The sequence below is a fragment of the Cupriavidus pampae genome, assembly GCF_914271485.1.
GTDB lineage: Bacteria > Pseudomonadota > Gammaproteobacteria > Burkholderiales > Burkholderiaceae > Cupriavidus > Cupriavidus pampae.
In genome coordinates this window covers 952,588-969,476 of sequence record NZ_CAJZAG010000001.1, presented here as the reverse complement: position 1 = coordinate 969,476, position 16,889 = coordinate 952,588, and the positions used below count along the sequence as shown (strand labels likewise).

The window sequence follows — 16,889 nt, the reverse complement described above, 5'->3', positions numbered from 1 at the left end:
GACCTCCTTGACGTGATTTATTCCTTGACCGCGGTTGGCGCTGCAGGATCGCCGCCGGTGGGCCTGGCCGCCTGCTGCGCCATCTTCTTGCTGGAGGCGCGTTCGAGGCCCCAGAAAAACATCGGGATAAAGAACACGGCAATGACGGTGGCACCGAGCATCCCGCCAATCACGCCAGTGCCCAGCGACTGGCGGCTGGCCGCCGAAGCGCCGCTGGCGATGGCAAGCGGAATACATCCGAGGATGAACGCCAGCGACGTCATGATGATCGGGCGTAGCCGGAGCTTGGCGGACTTGACCGCCGCATCGTACGGACTCAGTCCCTCCTTCACGCGCATCTCCACCGCGAACTCGAAGATCAGAATCGCGTTCTTGGCCGCGAGCGCGATCAGCACCGTCAAGCCAATCTGGAAGTAGACGTCGTTCTCCATGCCGCGCATCAGAATGCCCAGCAGCGCGCCGAACAGTGCAAACGGCACGGCCATCAGCACCCCGAACGGCAGTGACCATTTCTCATACTGCGCGGCCAGAATCAGGAACACCATGAGCAATGCAAACGCGAACACCAGCGCCGCGGTGGAACCGGCCTTTTTCTCTTCGTAGGCCTGCCCGCTCCACGCGTAGGCGTAGCCCGGGCCGAGCACCTGCGTGGCCACCTCCTCCATGGCCTGCAACGCCTGACCGGAGCTGTAGCCGGGTGCCGCGTCGCCGGTGATCTTGGCCGCCGGGAAATTGTTGAAGCGCGTCACGAGGTCCGCACCCGCCACGTAGCGCGCATTGGTCACGGCCTTGATCGGCACCATCTCGCCACGCGCATTGCGCACGTAGACCCGATCGAGATCTTCCGGACGCGACCGATACTCGGGCTCGGCCTGCAGGATGACCTGGAACAGCCGGCTATTCTTCGGAAACTGACTGACGTAGAGCGAGCCGAACATCGTCTGCAACGCCGAGTAAACCTGCTCCACGGGCACACCCTGTGTTTCCGCGCGCTCCCGGTCGAGGTCCACCAGCAGTTGCCGCGATCTCGTGTTGATGGTCGTGCTGATCCCGCGCAGCTCCGGCCGTTGCCGCGCCGCCGCGATAAACGCACGCGCGCGCTCCTCCAGTTGCTGATAGCTGCCATCGCCGGTGCTCTGCAACCAGAACTCGAAGCCGCCGGTGGTACCTAGGCCGGGAATGGACGGTGGATTGACGGGGATGACCAGCCCGTCGCGATACGTGGAGAATTCGCGGGTAGCGTTGGCGATCAAATTTGCGGCGCTTTCGTCCGGGCCGCGCTCATGGAACCCTTTCAGCGTGACGAACAGCGTGCCGGCATTGGCCTTGTTCTGCGAGTCGATCAGGCTATAGCCATCGGGTGCGGCAACGGACTTGACGCCGGGCTGCTTGGCGAACCATTCCTCCGCGCGCTTCGAGAGCGCGCCGGTGCGGTCCAGACTGGCCGCGTCGGGCAGGATCACCGCGCCAAGCAGATAGCCCTGATCTTCCACCGGCAGGAACGACGATGGGATGCGCGCAAACATCAATACGCTGGCCGCAACCAGCGCAACCACCAGCGCCAGCGAGATCACCGCGCGCCGGATCAGTGTTTCCACCGCGCTACCGTAGCCCTCTACGAGGCGATCGAAGCTGCGATTGAACCAGCGGAAGAAGCGGTTCTTCTCGTGGCTACCCGGCTTGAGCAGGATGGCCGCGAGCGCCGGCGACAGTGTCAGCGCGACCACGCCCGACAGCAGCACCGAGACCGCGAGCGTAATCGCGAACTGCTTGTAGAGCTGCCCGGTAATGCCCGACAAGAATGCCACCGGAATAAACACGGCCAGCAGCACCAGCACGATGGCGATCACCGGCCCGCCCACCTCGTCCATGGCGGCCTTGGCCGCCTCTCGCGGCGGCATGTGAAACTCCATCATATTGCGCTCGACGTTCTCGATCACGACGATCGCATCGTCCACCACGATACCGATGGCCAGCACCATGCCGAACAGCGTGAGCATATTGACCGAGAAGCCAAACGCCGACATGGCCATAAACGTGCCGATGATCGACACCGGCACGGCGAGAATCGGCACCAGCGTGGCGCGGAAACTCTGCAGAAAGATGTATACGACGAGGATGACGAGAATCACCGCGTCGCGCAGCGTGTGCACCACCTCGTTGATCGATTCGTGCACAAACTCGGTGGTATCGAGCGCGATCTCGTATTCCATCCCGGGCGGAAAGTTCTTGCGCGCTTCCGCCAGGCTGGCCCGCACCTGCTCGGCCACCGCCAGCGCGTTGGCGCCCGGCTGCTGGTACACGGCCAGTAACGTGGCGGTCTTGCCTTTGAAGCGGCTGCGCAGCGAATAGTCTTTCGAGCCGAGTTCGGCGCGGCCAATGTCCTTGAGCCTGACCAGCGCCGCATCCCCGGACGCCGCGCGAAGGATGATGTTCTCGAACTCCTTCGGCTCCGTCATCCGGCCCTTGGTCGTAATCGGAAAGGTCTGCTTGACGGGCTCGGAGGTAGGCGACTGTCCGATGCGCCCGGCGGAGAACTGCTCGTTCTGATTGGACACGGCACTCTTGACGTCTTCCGCCGTGATCCCGAGCTGGGCCATGCGATCGGGCCGCAGCCAGATGCGCATCGCATAGTCCGGCGTGCCAAAGATGGCCGACTGATTGGCACCCGGAATGCGCTTGAGCGCATCGAGGATATAGATACTGGTGTAGTTATCGACGAACGTCTGCGGATAGCTGTTGTCGGGAGAGTAGACCGCGATGACCATCATAAAGGCCTGAGACCGCTTCTCCACGGTCACGCCTTGCCGCGTCACGGCATCGGGCAGCGTCGGCAGTGCGAGATTGACGCGATTCTGCACATCCACCTGCGCGAGCGAGGGGTCCGTGCCGATCTCGAAGTAGACCGTCAGGGTCATGTTCCCCGTGGACGAGCTCGTCGAGGACATATACAGCATGTTGTCCGCGCCGTTGACCTGCTGCTCGATCGGTGCCGCCACGTTCTGCGCCACCACTTCGGAGCTGGCGCCCGGATAGGTGGTGGACACCGTGATGCTCGGTGGCGTGATATCCGGGAACTGTGCGATCGGAAGATTGAACACGGCCACCAGGCCGCCCACCACGATGATGATGGACAGCACCGATGCGAAGATCGGCCGGTCGATAAAGAAGTGGGACAACTTCATGATGCTGGCGCTTTCTCAGCCACCGCGGCTGGGGACGATGCCGGCGCCCCACCGGCCTTGGTGGCGCCGGCGGGCACGTCCACCGGCTTGACCGTCGCCCCAGGCGCCAGGCGCACCGAGCCGTCAACCACCACGATGTCCCCTTCGCGCAGACCGGCGCGCACGACCCAGTTACCTTGCGTCCATTCGCCAACATCGATCACGCGCGATTCGACCTTGTTGTCCTTGCCAACCGTCCACACCGACTGCCCACGTGCGCCCTGTACCACGGCCTCCTGCGGCACCGTGATGGCCCGCGTGCGCGTGGCGCCAAACACGAACACACGCACGAATTGTCCCGGACGCAGGGCCCCTTCCGGGTTCGGCAACTCGGCTCGAATCAGATAGGTGCCGGTCTCCGAACTGAACGATGCATCGGAGAATGCAATGCGGCCGCGACGTTTGTACTTCGTGCCGTCCGCCAGCATGACCTCCACTTCCATATTGCCCCGCTCCGGCATTTTCAGCTCGCCGGACGCCTGCTGCGCCTGATTCTTCAGGACCTCGTTCTCGGACAGACTGAAGTTGACCCAGATCGGGTCGAGCTTGGCCACATAGGTCAGCAGGCTGTTGCTGGCGTCGATATAGGAGCCGACCTGCTTCTTTGCGTAACTCGACAGGCCGGCCACCGGCGAAGCGATGGTGGTATAGCCGAGGTTCAGCTTCGCATTCGTGACATTCGCCTTGGCCTGCTCCACCGCGGCGGCGGCGGCCTGTTCGTTGCCGGTGGCGTCGTCGAGGTCCTTCTGACTTAATGCGTTGCGCGCCGCCAGCGGCCGCACCCGCGCGAGATTGGAGCGCGCGGTGGTCAGGCGTGCCTGCTGCTGTGCGAGTTCGGCCTGCGCGGCGTCGAGCGCGGCCTTGAACGGCTTCTGGTCCATGCGAAACAGCAGCTGCCCGGCCTTGACCAACGCCCCTTCGGTGTACAGCCGCTCCTCCAGGAAACCATTGACGCGCGCCCGAATCTCCACCTGTTGCGAGCTTTGCGTCTCTCCCACGAACTCGTAGGTCAACGGCACGTCCTTCAGCGCGACACGGACCACACCCACCTCGGCGATCGGTGCCGATGGGGGCGCCTTGGCCTCCTGCTTGTGACAGGCCACCAGCAGCACTGCGGCAAATACCACGACGATGCGCGAGCTGCCCGCCAGTCCGGAACCCCGTCCAATGTTCATCGTCAGTCCTTCGCTCGCAATCGCTGCTATGAGTGTGCCCTCTGCTATCCATTTGGCAATTGGACCAAGGACCATACCGTTGCGCCGTGCTACATGAGCGTGCCGCGGACCAGTTCGATCAGCTGCCGGCCATTGAACGGTTTGCGGAGGTATCCGATGGCACCGGATGCGAGCGCCTTGTCCCGTGTTTCCGGCAGATCATGGGCGGTAATGAAAATAACGGCGCCTGCGCGGCCCGCGAGGCGCCGTTGCACCTCCAGCCCATCCATCTCGGGCATGGAGATATCGAGGATCACACACGCCGGCAGATAGGAAGGCTGCGCTTCCATTCGCGCCAGCAGCGCGGTGCCGGTGGTGAAAGTGTCGACGGTGATGTTGGCGGAGCGAAGCAGCCGCGCGATGGCCCGCGCCACCGACGCGTCATCGTCCACCACTACCGCGAAACGACCGATTGGACCCATACGTCCACAGGAAACCCGTTGCCAGAGTCAGATAACCTCAAGGCTAAGTAACGTGGTTGCACTGCGATATTGGCCCATGGTCCATCGATCAGCCGGCGCGCTGCCGGGCATCGTCGTCGCGGCGCGATACGCATAGCCCCATCCGGTCCGCAATGCGCACCAGTGCTGGCAACGAATCCACCTCGAGCTTCTGCATGACGTGCGCACGATGAACCTTGATGGTTTTCTCCACCGTGCCAAGCTCGCTTGCCACCTGCTTGTTCCGAATGCCGGTGACCACCCAGGTCAACACCTCGCGTTCGCGCGGCGTCAGCCGTTGCAGCTTCTGCCGGAGTGTCTGCAGTTCGCGCTCCAGTGCGAAGTGCTCCGCGGCACAGGCGCAGCCCTTCTCCACCGCCGCAAGCAACTGCGTATCCGACACCGGCTTCTCGAGGAACTCGATCGCTCCCGCCTGCATGGCCTGAACGACCCTCGCCACGTCGCCATGTCCGCTCAGGAAGATAACGGGCATCCGGCGCGGCAGGCCGTGCTGCAGCGCCAGGCCATCCATGGCGGGCATCAGCAAGTCCAGTATTACGCAGGCTGGTCCGGCCTCGAAGTCGGCTTCATCGAGGAATGCCTGCGCCGAGTCGAAGGTCGTCACCGGGTAGCCGTGGGCCATCAGCAATCGGCTCAATGCACGCCGCACGCTGTCATCGTCATCCACGATATAAACGGTAGCTCTTGCCTGCATAAGCTCACCTCCAGCCAATCGTTGCGGACCGGGAGGTGTCGGCGCTGTCGGCCGCCTCCTCCCGTAGCGTTTCCGCTTCTCGGGGCAGGACGCATTCGAACGTCATGCCTTGACCGCTGTTGCTTATGGCCTCGATATGGCCGCCATTGCGCTCCATCAGGGCACGGCAAAGCGACAGGCCGAGTCCCATACCCTTTGGCTTCGAGGAATAGAAGGGGCGGAATATCTTGTCGAGATCCTCGGGGGCGACGCCCGCGCCGTTGTCCTGCACCGCCATGCGGACGGTGGTGCCGTCGGTCCGCACGCGCACCCAGATCAGGCGGTCGCCGCTCGGCCGTCCCGCCGCTACCGCGTCAAGCGCGTTGACGAGCAGGTTCAACAGCACGAGCCGGATTTCCACGGGGTCGCCTACCGTGCGCGGTAGCGTGTCCGCCAGTTCTCGACGGATGATGACGCCGCGGGCTCTGGCATTCGGCCGCGCCAGATCCAGCGCCTGGTCCACCACGTCCGCGATGCTGAATGCCACCATCCGCGGGGCTTCACCGAGCACCAGCGCGCGCACGCCTCGCACGATATCGCTGGCGCGAGAGGCGTCGTTGATCATGTCGTCGAGGATTTCGCTCAGCAGTTCCTGATTGAACGTATTCGAGGCGAGGAATTCGCGCGCGGCATGCGCGTTGCTGGTAATTGCCGTCAGTGGTTGATTGAGTTCATGCGCGAGGGAGCCTGCAAGCTCGGCAATGCCGGACTGCGGCGGGATGTCCGCCAGCGGGCCTCTCAACGTCATGCGGATTGGCCTGCGCGCATCGCGCCGTGCCAATTGCGGCTGGCGTGTCGCGACCACGTAGCCGAAGCCGATGACTGCGCTCAGACACAGCAGCCATGCCGACGATCGTCGCATCATCGATTTCCGCCGTCAGACACTCAGCGTCCCGACCCTGGCACCTTCCAACGAAAACAAGAGCAGCTTTCGATCCATGATGCCTCCCGTGAGCACAGAAACGCGACGACAAACAAGGGCAGGCAATCTCGTACGGGGGCGTCGAGCCTGCCTTCTGTTCTTTTTGTTTTAATTTGGTGTTTGTGTCATACAACCTAGGTCGACGTCAGAAGCAATGCAAACTTTGCCTGTGCCGATGATTGGCAGCATGATTATTGCTGCGGGGCCAAAGCCTGTGCCGAAACTTCGGTCCATTGCCGATCGGGATCGAATGATTCGATCGATGCGGCGCGCGCCGCGGTGTCTGGCCCCATATCGCGCTCGTAGACTTTTCCTTCGTGGTTGATCATGAAACTCTTGATACCGGTCTCGCCATAACGAACCGGCCATGCGAGTACCGCGAACCCGCCAAAGAGCTGTCCATTGACGACATAGGTATAAGTGTTGCCGTTGACTGAGGATCTCTGAGAAGTCAGAAGCTTGTATCGATATCCGTGATAGCCCTCGCCACCTTTGAGTTTTGTGGCAGCTTCGATAAATGCCGGCCCTAGTGGACTTTCTGGCTCACCGGGTGGCGTTGGCCAGTACAGGCCATCTTTCTTGCCCTGCGAGCTCACGAGCTTGCGCGCATACACCGACATGCCGTTCGGGCCATGATTGCCGTCCGCGTACTCGCGCTGGGCGTCATAGATCGCCAGCATGGTCTGGATCGTGTTCAATTCGTTGCGGCCGATCCGTCTGAAGCGAATCTCGTCCAGGCCCGCTCGCATATCGAAATACCACTTCCCGTTGGACTGCACCAGAGGGATGGGTAGGGTCCACCCGTCCTGTCCCACCGATACGCGGGCGAGACGCTCGCCATCCATCTTGATGCCGTGGGCCTGACTCCATGCTGCAAGGAAGCGATATCGCAAGTCCGCGCCCAGTGGCGGTATGACGTTACGCGAAGTGGGACCGAGCATGGCCTGCACGGCGGTGTCATTGCTGGTGGCAATGGCGTCGCCGAACGCATTCATCGCCGCCTCGGGCGTATCGAATGCGCGCTGCGCATAGCCGGGGGCGGAGCCAGCGGCGAGCATCGCGAACAGGAACAATGCGCGGGCGATGCGCTGCCGCGCGAGACACGTTAGCGCGTACATAGGTATCACCTAAAGACCAAACCGCCGATCACAGCATCAGGTTGCATGTCGGTCGCATGTCGGTTGCACATTGGCTGCGCTCAGCGCCGGCCCCCTCTGCCGCCGCCACCGCCGCCACGACCTCCGCCAAAGCCGCCTCCGCCTCCGCCCTGGAAGCCACCCCCGCCGTGGAAGCCTCCTCCACCACCTCCGCCACCGCGTTGAGCGGCATGCCCGCCTCCGGAGCTTGCGCGACCACGGTCGAAGTCACGCTGGGCCGCATTGCCGCCGCCGACGCCCTGGAACGCGTTATCGCGCCCGCCAGCGCTACGATTGCCACGGTCGGCGCCCCCCGCGCCACGGTCGGCGGTGCTGACGCGATTGCCGCGGTCCGCGTCGCCGCGTTGCCCCCCTCCAGCTCTGTCCGCCACCCCGGCTTCACGGTTGCCGGCACGATCACCACCGCGGTTGCCGTCGCGCTGACCACCACGATCGCCGCCTTGGTCACGCCCCCGTTCCCCTTGTCGATTGGCGGCGCGGTCCGTGCCGCCCCCAGCGCCGTCGCGCCCGCGAAAATCATTTCGCCGGTCGGCGCCGCCCACGTTGTTGCCGTAGCGCTCGCGCGTGGCACCGTCCCGATAGGCCACGCCCTTGCGGTGACTGGAGTCATGCTTCCACTTGCCGCCCTCCACGTTCGCCCGATTGAAGCTGCGATCGATATTGGTGGCGCGGTTGACGTCGATGTTCACATCGCCACCGCCCCAGTTGCAGTTCGAGAACAAGGCACCGGCCGCGGCAAGGCCCACCCCCCACGCAAAGCCGGTCATCAATGCGCCACCGGGGTAGTACGCGGGATATGGCGGCCAGTAATACGGCGGATAGGCCGGTGAAGTCCATCCGCCATAGACGACGGTGGGGTTGTACGCCGGTACATAAATGACCTGCGGATTGGTAGGCTCGACCTTGATGATGGTCTGTGGCGCGTCGGCCTGTGTCCCGCCTGATGCGGCACTGGCCGGCGGCGCGGTCTCGACGATCACCTTCTGCTGCTCATTCGACTGGAGGCTGCCGGCCTGTTTGGCTTTCGCGCGCAGGCGCTGCACTGCGGCAAGCACGTCCTTTTCCTGAGCCAGGAACGCATCGCCAAGCTTCTGCGTCCAGTCCAGCTTGTCGTTCATCGGCTCCAGCACTTGCGGAAACGCGACCAGCGATTTGACGCTGACATCCCAGGTCTGGTTCTCCACCGCCTTCACGGCGGCGTCGCCCTTCACGTTCGGATTGGCTTTCAGCCAGCGTGCCGCCTGCACGATCTCGAGCGGATAGGTCGACGCCATCAGCGCCTGGGACAGCACGGCGTCCGGATACAGGGCGATCGGCGCAACCAGCGCTTCCAGCTCCTCTGGCTTGAAGGGCTGTGCAGGGGCATCCGCGCTCTGGGCACACACGGTGCCGATCGTGGCAAGAATGCAGCCGAGCACCCACCTTCGCACCCACCCCATCGCGCACGACCCCTTCAGATATGTCCATGTCTGGCATGTGCGTGGACATCACCTGATTACGTTAGGTTTTCGGTTCGACATGGGCAATGGAACCTTGGTCCAATAGCGTTCTTCTCCGCGCCAACCGGGGCAATTGGAAATCCCGCCAATTCGACGGCGGTTACCGTGTGCGCATCGTCGTCCCCAATCCAAATCCAACGTTATGAGCAACGTTATGAACGGCAGCCGCCAGGATCTTACCTGCCACCTCGTACAACCCGGCGCCGAATTCGTCGGCAAGCAAGGTCTTCACTATGCCGTCGGTATCTCGGCGGAAACCGTTGGCGCCCGCCACATCCACATGCAGCTCGCAACCATCCCCCCCGGCGCACGTGCCAAGGCACATATGCACGCCGAGCATGAAACGGCGATCTATGGCATGAGCGGGGTTTCAGGATGCTGGTATGGTGAACGCCTGGAACATCACGCCGTGGTTCGCGCGGGCGACTTCTTTTACATTCCGGCCGGGGTGCCGCACCTTCCGTACAACCCGAGCCCCGATGTACCCTGTGTGGCGCTGATTTCCCGCACCGATCCTAACGAACAGGAGAGCGTCACGCTTCGGCCCGATCTGGACGAACTTCCCGATTGGGCGAGCGTACAGACGTAAAACATGACCACGCTATCGAACCACCGCATTGCTGCATGGATGCTCATGACAGCAGTCGCACTTGGGACAATGACCGCCATGTCTGCACAAGCTCAGGAAAAGCCCTACCCCGCTCGCACGATCTCGCTGACGAGTCAACATGGTTTTGCGACCACGGTCGATCGGCTCAAGAGTACGTTGGCTTCCCGCGGGCTGACGCTGTTTGCCGATATCGATCAGAGCGCGGCGGCGACTCAGGCTGGCACGTCGCTGCGGCCGACGCGGTTGTTTCTCTTTGGTAACCCCAAGGGGGGCACGCCAGCCATGCAGATGAATCCGCATGCCGCGGTGGAGTTGCCGCTAAGGGCGGTGGTCTGGCAGGACGAGCGCGGGACAACCCATATCGACTACCAGGACCTCAGCGGCGTGCTGGCTGCCGATTATGGTCTGTCGGCGGACATGGTCGCGCCGTTGGCTGCCGTGCGACCGCTGTTGGAAAGCGTCGCCTCTTCGAAGTAAGGCAGAACAAGCGGAACGGCGGGCACCCTCGCCCGCCGTTCCGCGCGTACCTTACGATCCCACCGTCACAAAAATCGGGTTCGAGTAGAACCACAGATCGTTGTAGTTACGCGCGTTGATCGCGTTGAAGCGCGCGGTGTCTTCCGTCACGGTCGTCTGCGGATCGGCCAGCGGGTCGCCGTTCAGTGTTTCACCCGCCACGTTCATGCCGAGGTTGGTGCCCCGCAGGCGGAAGTACTGGCTCTTGGCCGCCTTGTACGTGAACGTCATCGTGTTGTAGCCGTCCGCGTCCAGCTTCCAGTCGGTCGACGTGAACGTTGCGATCACCTTCGTCGAGTCGTTGGTTTCCTTGCTGTACTCTGGCGTGCCGGCCGCAGCGCGCGGCGTCACGTCGCCAGCGATCAGGTCGACGTGGTTGACCGTGGGACGTGCGTTGACGTTGACACCGCTGTCCAGCGGGTACTCGTAGTTATTGCGATCGGGGCTCTTGAAGCGGATCGTCACCGTGACGGTCTCGCCGGCCTTGACCTTGAGTTCGCCGCCCATCTCGCTCTTGGTCGTGCCATTCGCGATATTGAAGTCGAGCGCGTTGATCAGGTCACCGAACACCGAGAACATCTTGCCCGAACGCATGCCTTCGATAATCGCCTTCACGCCGGTGTACTTGTTCTCCAGCCACACGTACGTCTTGGCGTATTCGCCCGGGAAATAGCCGCTGCTGTTGGCGCCGATCACCTTGAAGTGGTGGTCCGAGTCGGCCACGTTCCAGAAGCGACGGCCGTCGCCGAGCATGGCATCCCAGATACCGCCGACCTGTGCGACCACATAGTCCACGCCACCGTAGACGCGCGACTTGACGTTCGCTGCGGTGTACGCGCTGGTGTAGCCACCGCGGTTCGGTTCCATCTGGTTGCCGACCATGCCTTCCACGCCAAACGCAATGTTCGGTGCGGTGTCATTGAACTCGCGATAGTTGGCCGCCGTGTACAGGCCCGGGTTACGCGACGGATGGTTGATCAGCGCGTAGCTGGTGTCGGGGAAGTTGTCGCGCAGCCAGGCGAACGCCTTGACCGAATCGGCATGCGTCGTGAACGCGCGCGGACCCTTGGCGCTCCAGGCGGTGACGTCCACCGGATCGAACTGCGCCACGTTGCGATTGGTAAAGAAGTACTCGAACTCGTTCGCAGCCTTGGTGGCCGTGGCAAGCGGCGCGCCGGTGAAGATGCCGACGTTGACGTGATCGTGCGTCGGCATGTCCCATTCGAACCCCGAGAAGATCAGCTTCTTGGCGTAGCGGCCGCTGTCCTGCAGTTGCTTGACCGCGGGAATCTCGTACGTGGCCATGGCCTGCGAGTACGGGATGGAACCACCGGGAATCGCGGTGCCATTCTGGTCGCGTGTGGAGGCGCGCAGGTGATTGGTAATCGCGGTCCAGTCTAGGCCGAACTTGTCGAAGGACTGGTCGAGCACCGTCGTCAGCGTATTCTGCGCGTCGTCGGACTCGGTCGTATGCGTATGCAGATCGCCCGTGGTCCAGCGTCCGGTGACTTCCGCCGGCTTGGTCGGCGTGACTGGATCGGTCGGATTGGTCGGATTGGTCGGCGTCGTGGGAGTGTTCGGCTGTGCCGGTGCCGACGGTGTGGTAGTCGTGGCATCGTCGCCGCCGCAACCGTAGAAGCCAAATGCCACGACCAGACCGGCCGCGAGTGCGGTAATGGTTTTGCTGTAACGCATGATTCCCTGTTGAACCTGATTTCTCGATGACCCAATGGTGCCGATGCATCATCGATCGGTGCGAGGCGCGCACCGGCTCCCGACGCTCTGGCTATTTGTATGGGCGCCGATGATGCCGGGGGTTCATGACAAGGGAGTGATGCGAGCGATATTTGGGGGCTACAACGCGAATGACATCAGCACCAACGCCGCGGTGGAGGGACGCACGCGCTTGCGAGGCTCGCGGCTTTCCTGACGCGCCGCACGCATCGCGCGCAGGCGTCGCAATACGCGCCCGTCGAGGTCGAGGCGCGTCAGTAGGCGTGTGACAAATCGGAGTCCGAATGGCACCTCACGTCGCAGGAAGGCCACCTTGCGCACGTAGTGATCGACCTCCCATAACCACCTGGTGTGCGCGGGAAAATAGCCGATCGATCCCGCGTTCAGCGTGTGGGTCTGTCCGAGCGCGTCAGTCACGCGCACGCTGCCTTCGACGATATAGATGGTTTCATCCGAATCGAAGTGCCAGTCGAACGTGCTGCGCGTGCAATCCCACACCACCGTGTAGGCAAAGGTGTCGAGGGCATCCGAATGATCGGCACACCGCGTCACCGGGCGACCGCTACGTATCCACGCTGGATCGATAGGACTCGGCCGCATGGGCATGGCATCGAGCCGGTTGAACACCCCCGCGTCACGCATGTTCTGCTGTCGGTCAAAGGCGGGGCCGGCCAACACGTGGTCGTCGCTCATCGACGTTGCTCCTGTCTAGAGTGCTGAACCGGGAGGATAGTGACAACTAACGTTCGGCTCCGTGCGGAAGCAAACCAACGCCACTGTTGCAGACACGCCGCAGCGTGCTTGCAAATAAGAATCACTATCATTTATACTCCGCGCGGTTCTCTCCTCTTGCTGTCTCTCGCCCCCTCGCCGTGCTGCGCGACTCTTCTCACCCTCCGCTGTTTGCCGCGCTACTGCGTCATTACGACGAGCTGGTCGACCACGTGCGGCGGCGTTTTGGAGATCGGCATTTCGCGCGCGACGTGCTGCAAGACGTCTGCGTGCAGCTGCTCGAGCGCCCGCCAGCGGGCGAGGTCGTGCAGCCGCTCGCGTTTCTCCGGCATGTCTCCACGCATCGCGCGATTGATCGGTTTCGTGCCGAGTCGACACGGCAATCCCATGCCGATGCGTGGCACGCCGACACCAGCGCCATGGCGGGTGCTACGCCGGACGTCGCCGATGCCATTGCCCATCGGCAGGCCGTCGATCGCCTCGAGCAATGCATTGCCGCGCTGCCACCGCGTTGTCAGGAGGTCTTTATCCTGCATCGGCTTCATGAGCTGCCGCAGCAGGAAGTTGCATTAAGATTGGGCATCTCGCGGGGAATGGTGACGCGGCATATGGCGCGTGCCATGGCGTTGCTGGCACCGGAACTGGATGCACTGGGCACGCCGCAGGCGTCTGTCGCCACCCCGCAGGAACTGTCGTTGTGAGACCCCCTGCCCTGTCGATGTCCGATTCCCCCACGCCCTCGCGCGATCCGCTCTCGCCTTATCAGGAGGCTTTGCGCGAACGCTTTCCCTCGGTGGAAGCCATTACGGCCGCCGCGGGGGCGCGTCGCCGCAAGCAGCGTCGTACGCAAGCGACCGCGGCTATTGCCATGGTGACGTTGATTGCCGGCACGTGGCTCGCCGATCCTGCGTATCGCACCGAGCAGTTCTCGGCCGAGTCCGCCCCGCGCACCGTGCAGCTTGCCGATGGCAGCAGTACCATGCTCGACCAGAACACCCGACTGACGGTCCAATGGGGGTTGCGCACGCGCACGCTCGTGCTGGAACAGGGCGAAGCGGTGTTCACGGTCGCCCATGGTCCGCGCGCGTTTATTGTCACGGCGGGATCGACTCGCGTGCGTGACATTGGCACGGTGTTCGATGTCCAGCGGCTGCCCCAGCGCACGCGCGTCGTCGTGTTGGAGGGCGCGGTGGAAGTCGAGGCCGGCGGTCAGATCCGTCAACTACGCGCCAGCGAACGCGTCGATGTGCCGGCCGATGGCCAGCCGGGTCGCACCGTGATCGTGGACACCGAACGCGCCCTTGCCTGGCAGCGCGACAAGTTCTCGTTCGATGGCGCCACGCTTGCCGATGCCATCGCCGAGATGCAGCCGCACGCGCGCGTCCCCATCGTCATCGACGATCCGCGCGTGGCGCAGTTGCGGCTCTCCGGGGAGTTCGATCGCGATCAGGTACCCGCCATTCTGAAGCTGCTGCCCGGCATCCTGCCGGTGACGGTACGCGGCGAGGCTGACGGCAGCATTCATCTGGCTGCACGGCCACGATAAATTTTTTCATAGCAGGTGTACAACCGGGCAACGACGCACGGCAACTCCGTGAACAGGCCGAATGGTTCGGCCCCGCCATCAGGAGTTTTCGTGAAGTCCACCGTTTGCCGCCGGCGCGCTGCCCGCGCTTCCCGCCTTGCAGTCCGCCCGCTTGCCGCGCTGGTACCCGTGATAGCGGCCATGCTTGCCGCCGGTGCGATTGCCCAGGGCGTGGCCCGCGCCATCGACATTCCCGCCCAGCCGCTCGCCCAGTCATTGGCGACACTGGCGCGCCAGTCCGATACGCAGATCCTGTTTGCCACGGCACTGGCCGACGGCCTGCGCGCGCCCGCGATTCGCGGCACGCTGACGGTGGAAGATGCCCTCGCCCGCATGCTGGCAGGGTCGGGACTGCGCGTGGTGAGCAACGGGCCCCGTACCTACACGGTGGTGCAGGCGCCGGTGGACACCAGTGCCGCCACGCTGCCGCTGGTGACCGTGCGCGCGGATGCGGCGGACCTGTCCGGCAATGCAAACGGCGTGGTGCCGCTGCGGGCCGGCGGCTCCAAGACCAGCACGCCGCTGATCGATGTGCCGCAGACCATCAATATCGTCACGCGCGATCAGATGGACGAGCAGAACGTCCAGAGCGTCATGCAGGCGCTGCAATACACGCCTGGCGTGGTCAGCCAGTACGGCGAGACCGATCTGCGCTACGACTGGCTGGCCGTGCGCGGCTTTGTACCGCTGCGCTACCTCGATGGCCTGCGCCTGCCCTACGGCGCGCGTGGCTACTCGCAGCCGCGTATCGATCCGTACGCGCTGGAAAGCATCGAGGTGCTCAAGGGCCCCGCATCGGTGCTCTACGGGCAAAGCTCGCCGGGCGGACTGCTGAACATGGTCAGCAAGCTGCCGCAGGCGCAGACCTCGCGCGAGGTCGTGCTGCAGACCGGTAGCCACGATCGCGCGCAAGGCGCCTTCGACCTGACCGGCCCCATCGACGAAGAAGGCAAGCTGCTGTACCGCGTGGTGGCGCTGGCCCGCGACACCAATACCGAGATCGACTACCTCAACGAGCGCCGCGTGATGGTGGCGCCGAGCCTGACCTGGCGGCCGACGACCGATACCTCGTTGACGCTGATGGCGCAGTACCAGAAGATTCGCTCGGACGGCGGCGGCGCGCCGCCCGCCCTGCCCGCCGCCGGCACGCTGCTGCCGAACCCGAATGGCAGCATTCCGACCAGCCGGTTTATTGGCGAGCCCGCATACGACAAGTTCGAAAGCGAGCAGATGATGTTCGGCTACAAGTTCGCGCATCGCGCCAACGATACGTGGCAGTTCCGGCAGAACGCGCGCTACAGCTATATCGATACCGATTCGCAGCGCGTGCAGGGCCTGTCGATGAATCCGAATCTGCTGACGGAGAACCGTTACGGCTGGGCGTTCCCCGAGCGCAGCGGCGTGTTCTCGATCGACAACCAGGCGGAAGCCAGCTTCCGCACCGGCCCGGTTCAACACACGCTGCTGCTCGGCGTGGATTATCAGTACGAGGATGCTCGCTACGAGGAATCGCAACTGGTAGCGGTGCGTGCGCTGGACGTGTTCAATCCGGTGTACGGCGCGCCGGTTTCGCGCCCACCGCTGGGTACGCGCGTGGATCAGTCCCGCCATCAGGTGGGCGGCTATGTGCAGGACAGTCTCGCGATCGATCGGTGGACGTTTCTGCTGAGCGGCCGCTATGACTGGGCCGGCAGCAATACCGACACGCTCACGGCGCTGACCAACAACACCGTGAACACACGGCAGAGCGACAACGCCTTTACGGGGCGCACTGGTGTGACATATCAGTTCGATAGCGGCATTGCGCCGTACGCGAGCTTTGCCACGTCGTTCCAGCCGCAGGCCGGCACGGGCCGCACAGGTACGCCATTCGAACCGACGCGCGGCCGCCAGACCGAGGTGGGGGTGAAGTACCAGCCCAAGGGCGTCAACGCGTTTATCACGGCATCGGCCTTCGATCTGCGGCAGACCAATGTACTGACGCCCGATCCGCTCAACACCAACTACAACACGCAGAGCGGTGAGGCGCGCGTACGCGGCTTCGAGCTCGAGGGCAAGGCGAGCCTGACGCGCGGACTGGACGTGGTGGCCTCGTACTCGTACTCCAATACCGAGGTGCTCAAGGCCAACGCCAATGCGCGCGGCGCCACCACGCTCGGCAATGCGCTGCCGTTCGTGCCGCAGCACCAGGCTTCGCTGTGGACGTACTACACCTTCCACACCACCGCGCTGCAGGGTCTGGGTATGGGCCTCGGCGTGCGCTATATCGGCCGGTCTTATGGCGATGCCGCGAACGTCTACCGCGTCCCGGCCGCCACGGTGTTCGATGCGGCGCTCAGCTACGACCTCGGCAAGTCTGTCCTGCAACTGCGCGGCGTGCGGGTGGGCGTAAATGCGACCAACCTGTTCGATCGCCGCTATATCAACACCTGCATCTCGTCCACGGGCTGCTACTTTGGCACGCGTCGCCTGGTGCTGGGTACGGTCAGCTACAAGTTCTGA

14 protein-coding genes are annotated in these 16,889 nt (G+C 63.6%); 5 read left to right on the top strand and 9 right to left on the bottom strand.

The annotated features are described in order from the left end of the window. Positions 1-17: 17 nt before the first annotated feature. The 7 genes from LDO41_RS04185 to LDO41_RS04155 all read right to left on the bottom strand — a co-directional run bounded on the left by LDO41_RS04185 (position 18) and on the right by LDO41_RS04155 (position 9,150). Entirely contained in the window at positions 18-3,185 is a 3,168-nt protein-coding gene (locus LDO41_RS04185) for an efflux RND transporter permease subunit (protein ID WP_223982229.1), read from the bottom strand. Beyond that, complete coding sequence (locus LDO41_RS04180) at positions 3,182-4,399, bottom strand: efflux RND transporter periplasmic adaptor subunit (protein ID WP_223982226.1); 1,218 nt, start codon at positions 4,397-4,399, stop codon at positions 3,182-3,184. Before LDO41_RS04180 ends, LDO41_RS04185 begins: the two co-directional genes overlap by 4 nt. Before the next feature lie 89 nt (positions 4,400-4,488). Continuing rightward, the gene (locus LDO41_RS04175) at positions 4,489-4,830 is read right to left on the bottom strand and encodes a response regulator transcription factor (protein WP_377745412.1); all 342 of its coding nucleotides are present in this window, start codon (positions 4,828-4,830) and stop codon (positions 4,489-4,491) included. Positions 4,831-4,948: 118 nt separating this feature from the next. Continuing rightward, positions 4,949-5,593, bottom strand: coding sequence for a response regulator transcription factor (locus tag LDO41_RS04170; protein WP_223982220.1), 645 nt, complete (start codon positions 5,591-5,593; stop codon positions 4,949-4,951). 4 nt (positions 5,594-5,597) lie between these two features. Then, entirely contained in the window at positions 5,598-6,497 is a 900-nt protein-coding gene (locus LDO41_RS04165; protein ID WP_223982217.1) for a sensor histidine kinase, read from the bottom strand. A 248-nt stretch (positions 6,498-6,745) separates the two neighbouring features. Further along, the gene (locus LDO41_RS04160) at positions 6,746-7,672 is read right to left on the bottom strand and encodes a DUF2950 domain-containing protein (protein WP_377745408.1); all 927 of its coding nucleotides are present in this window, start codon (positions 7,670-7,672) and stop codon (positions 6,746-6,748) included. An 80-nt stretch (positions 7,673-7,752) separates the two neighbouring features. Beyond that, positions 7,753-9,150 carry a DUF3300 domain-containing protein gene (locus LDO41_RS04155; protein WP_223982215.1) on the bottom strand — a complete coding sequence of 466 codons (1,398 nt, stop codon included), beginning with the start codon at positions 9,148-9,150 and terminating at the stop codon, positions 7,753-7,755. 214 nt (positions 9,151-9,364) lie between these two features. Here LDO41_RS04155 and LDO41_RS04150 point away from each other — a divergent pair, with 214 nt between their 5' ends. Then, positions 9,365-9,799: a cupin domain-containing protein gene (locus LDO41_RS04150; protein WP_223982213.1), complete on the top strand. Its 435-nt coding sequence runs from the start codon at positions 9,365-9,367 to the stop codon at positions 9,797-9,799. 78 nt (positions 9,800-9,877) lie between these two features. Beyond that, positions 9,878-10,297 (top strand): DUF302 domain-containing protein, encoded by a 420-nt coding sequence (locus LDO41_RS04145; RefSeq protein WP_223982211.1) that lies wholly within the window; start codon positions 9,878-9,880, stop codon positions 10,295-10,297. 51 nt (positions 10,298-10,348) lie between these two features. Here the strand turns inward: LDO41_RS04145 and LDO41_RS04140 are convergent, their stop codons facing one another. Further along, complete coding sequence (locus tag LDO41_RS04140; RefSeq protein ID WP_223982210.1) at positions 10,349-12,031, bottom strand: S-layer protein; 1,683 nt, start codon at positions 12,029-12,031, stop codon at positions 10,349-10,351. Between the two features lie 159 nt (positions 12,032-12,190). Next, entirely contained in the window at positions 12,191-12,763 is a 573-nt protein-coding gene (locus tag LDO41_RS04135; protein WP_223982208.1) for a cupin domain-containing protein, read from the bottom strand. Positions 12,764-12,942: 179 nt separating this feature from the next. Here LDO41_RS04135 and LDO41_RS04130 point away from each other — a divergent pair, with 179 nt between their 5' ends. From LDO41_RS04130 to LDO41_RS04120, 3 genes are all read left to right on the top strand, one after another. Next, positions 12,943-13,503, top strand: a complete 561-nt coding sequence (locus LDO41_RS04130) for an RNA polymerase sigma factor (protein ID WP_223982206.1) — start codon at positions 12,943-12,945, stop codon at positions 13,501-13,503. Then, on the top strand, positions 13,500-14,348 hold the full coding sequence (locus LDO41_RS04125; RefSeq protein WP_223982202.1) for a FecR family protein: 849 nt from the start codon (positions 13,500-13,502) through the stop codon (positions 14,346-14,348). The genes LDO41_RS04130 and LDO41_RS04125 overlap by 4 nt, the downstream gene beginning before the upstream one ends. Positions 14,349-14,438: 90 nt before the next feature. Then, a complete protein-coding gene (locus LDO41_RS04120; RefSeq protein WP_223982199.1) occupies positions 14,439-16,889 on the top strand; it encodes a TonB-dependent siderophore receptor in 2,451 nt (816 codons plus the stop codon).

Bases quoted from the DNA above. Each gene is read 5' to 3' on its own strand.
- LDO41_RS04155 (WP_223982215.1), bottom strand. From the start codon at position 9,150: ATGGGGTGGGTGCGAAGGTGGGTGCTCGGCTGCATTCTTGCCACGATC.
- LDO41_RS04170 (WP_223982220.1), bottom strand. From the start codon at position 5,593: ATGCAGGCAAGAGCTACCGTTTATATCGTGGATGACGATGACAGCGTG.
- LDO41_RS04160 (WP_377745408.1), bottom strand. From the start codon at position 7,672: ATGTACGCGCTAACGTGTCTCGCGCGGCAGCGCATCGCCCGCGCATTG.
- LDO41_RS04150 (WP_223982213.1), top strand. From the start codon at position 9,365: ATGAACGGCAGCCGCCAGGATCTTACCTGCCACCTCGTACAACCCGGC.
- LDO41_RS04140 (WP_223982210.1), bottom strand. From the start codon at position 12,031: ATGCGTTACAGCAAAACCATTACCGCACTCGCGGCCGGTCTGGTCGTG.
- LDO41_RS04145 (WP_223982211.1), top strand. From the start codon at position 9,878: ATGTCTGCACAAGCTCAGGAAAAGCCCTACCCCGCTCGCACGATCTCG.
- LDO41_RS04185 (WP_223982229.1), bottom strand. From the start codon at position 3,185: ATGAAGTTGTCCCACTTCTTTATCGACCGGCCGATCTTCGCATCGGTG.
- LDO41_RS04165 (WP_223982217.1), bottom strand. From the start codon at position 6,497: ATGATGCGACGATCGTCGGCATGGCTGCTGTGTCTGAGCGCAGTCATC.
- LDO41_RS04180 (WP_223982226.1), bottom strand. From the start codon at position 4,399: ATGAACATTGGACGGGGTTCCGGACTGGCGGGCAGCTCGCGCATCGTC.
- LDO41_RS04135 (WP_223982208.1), bottom strand. From the start codon at position 12,763: ATGAGCGACGACCACGTGTTGGCCGGCCCCGCCTTTGACCGACAGCAG.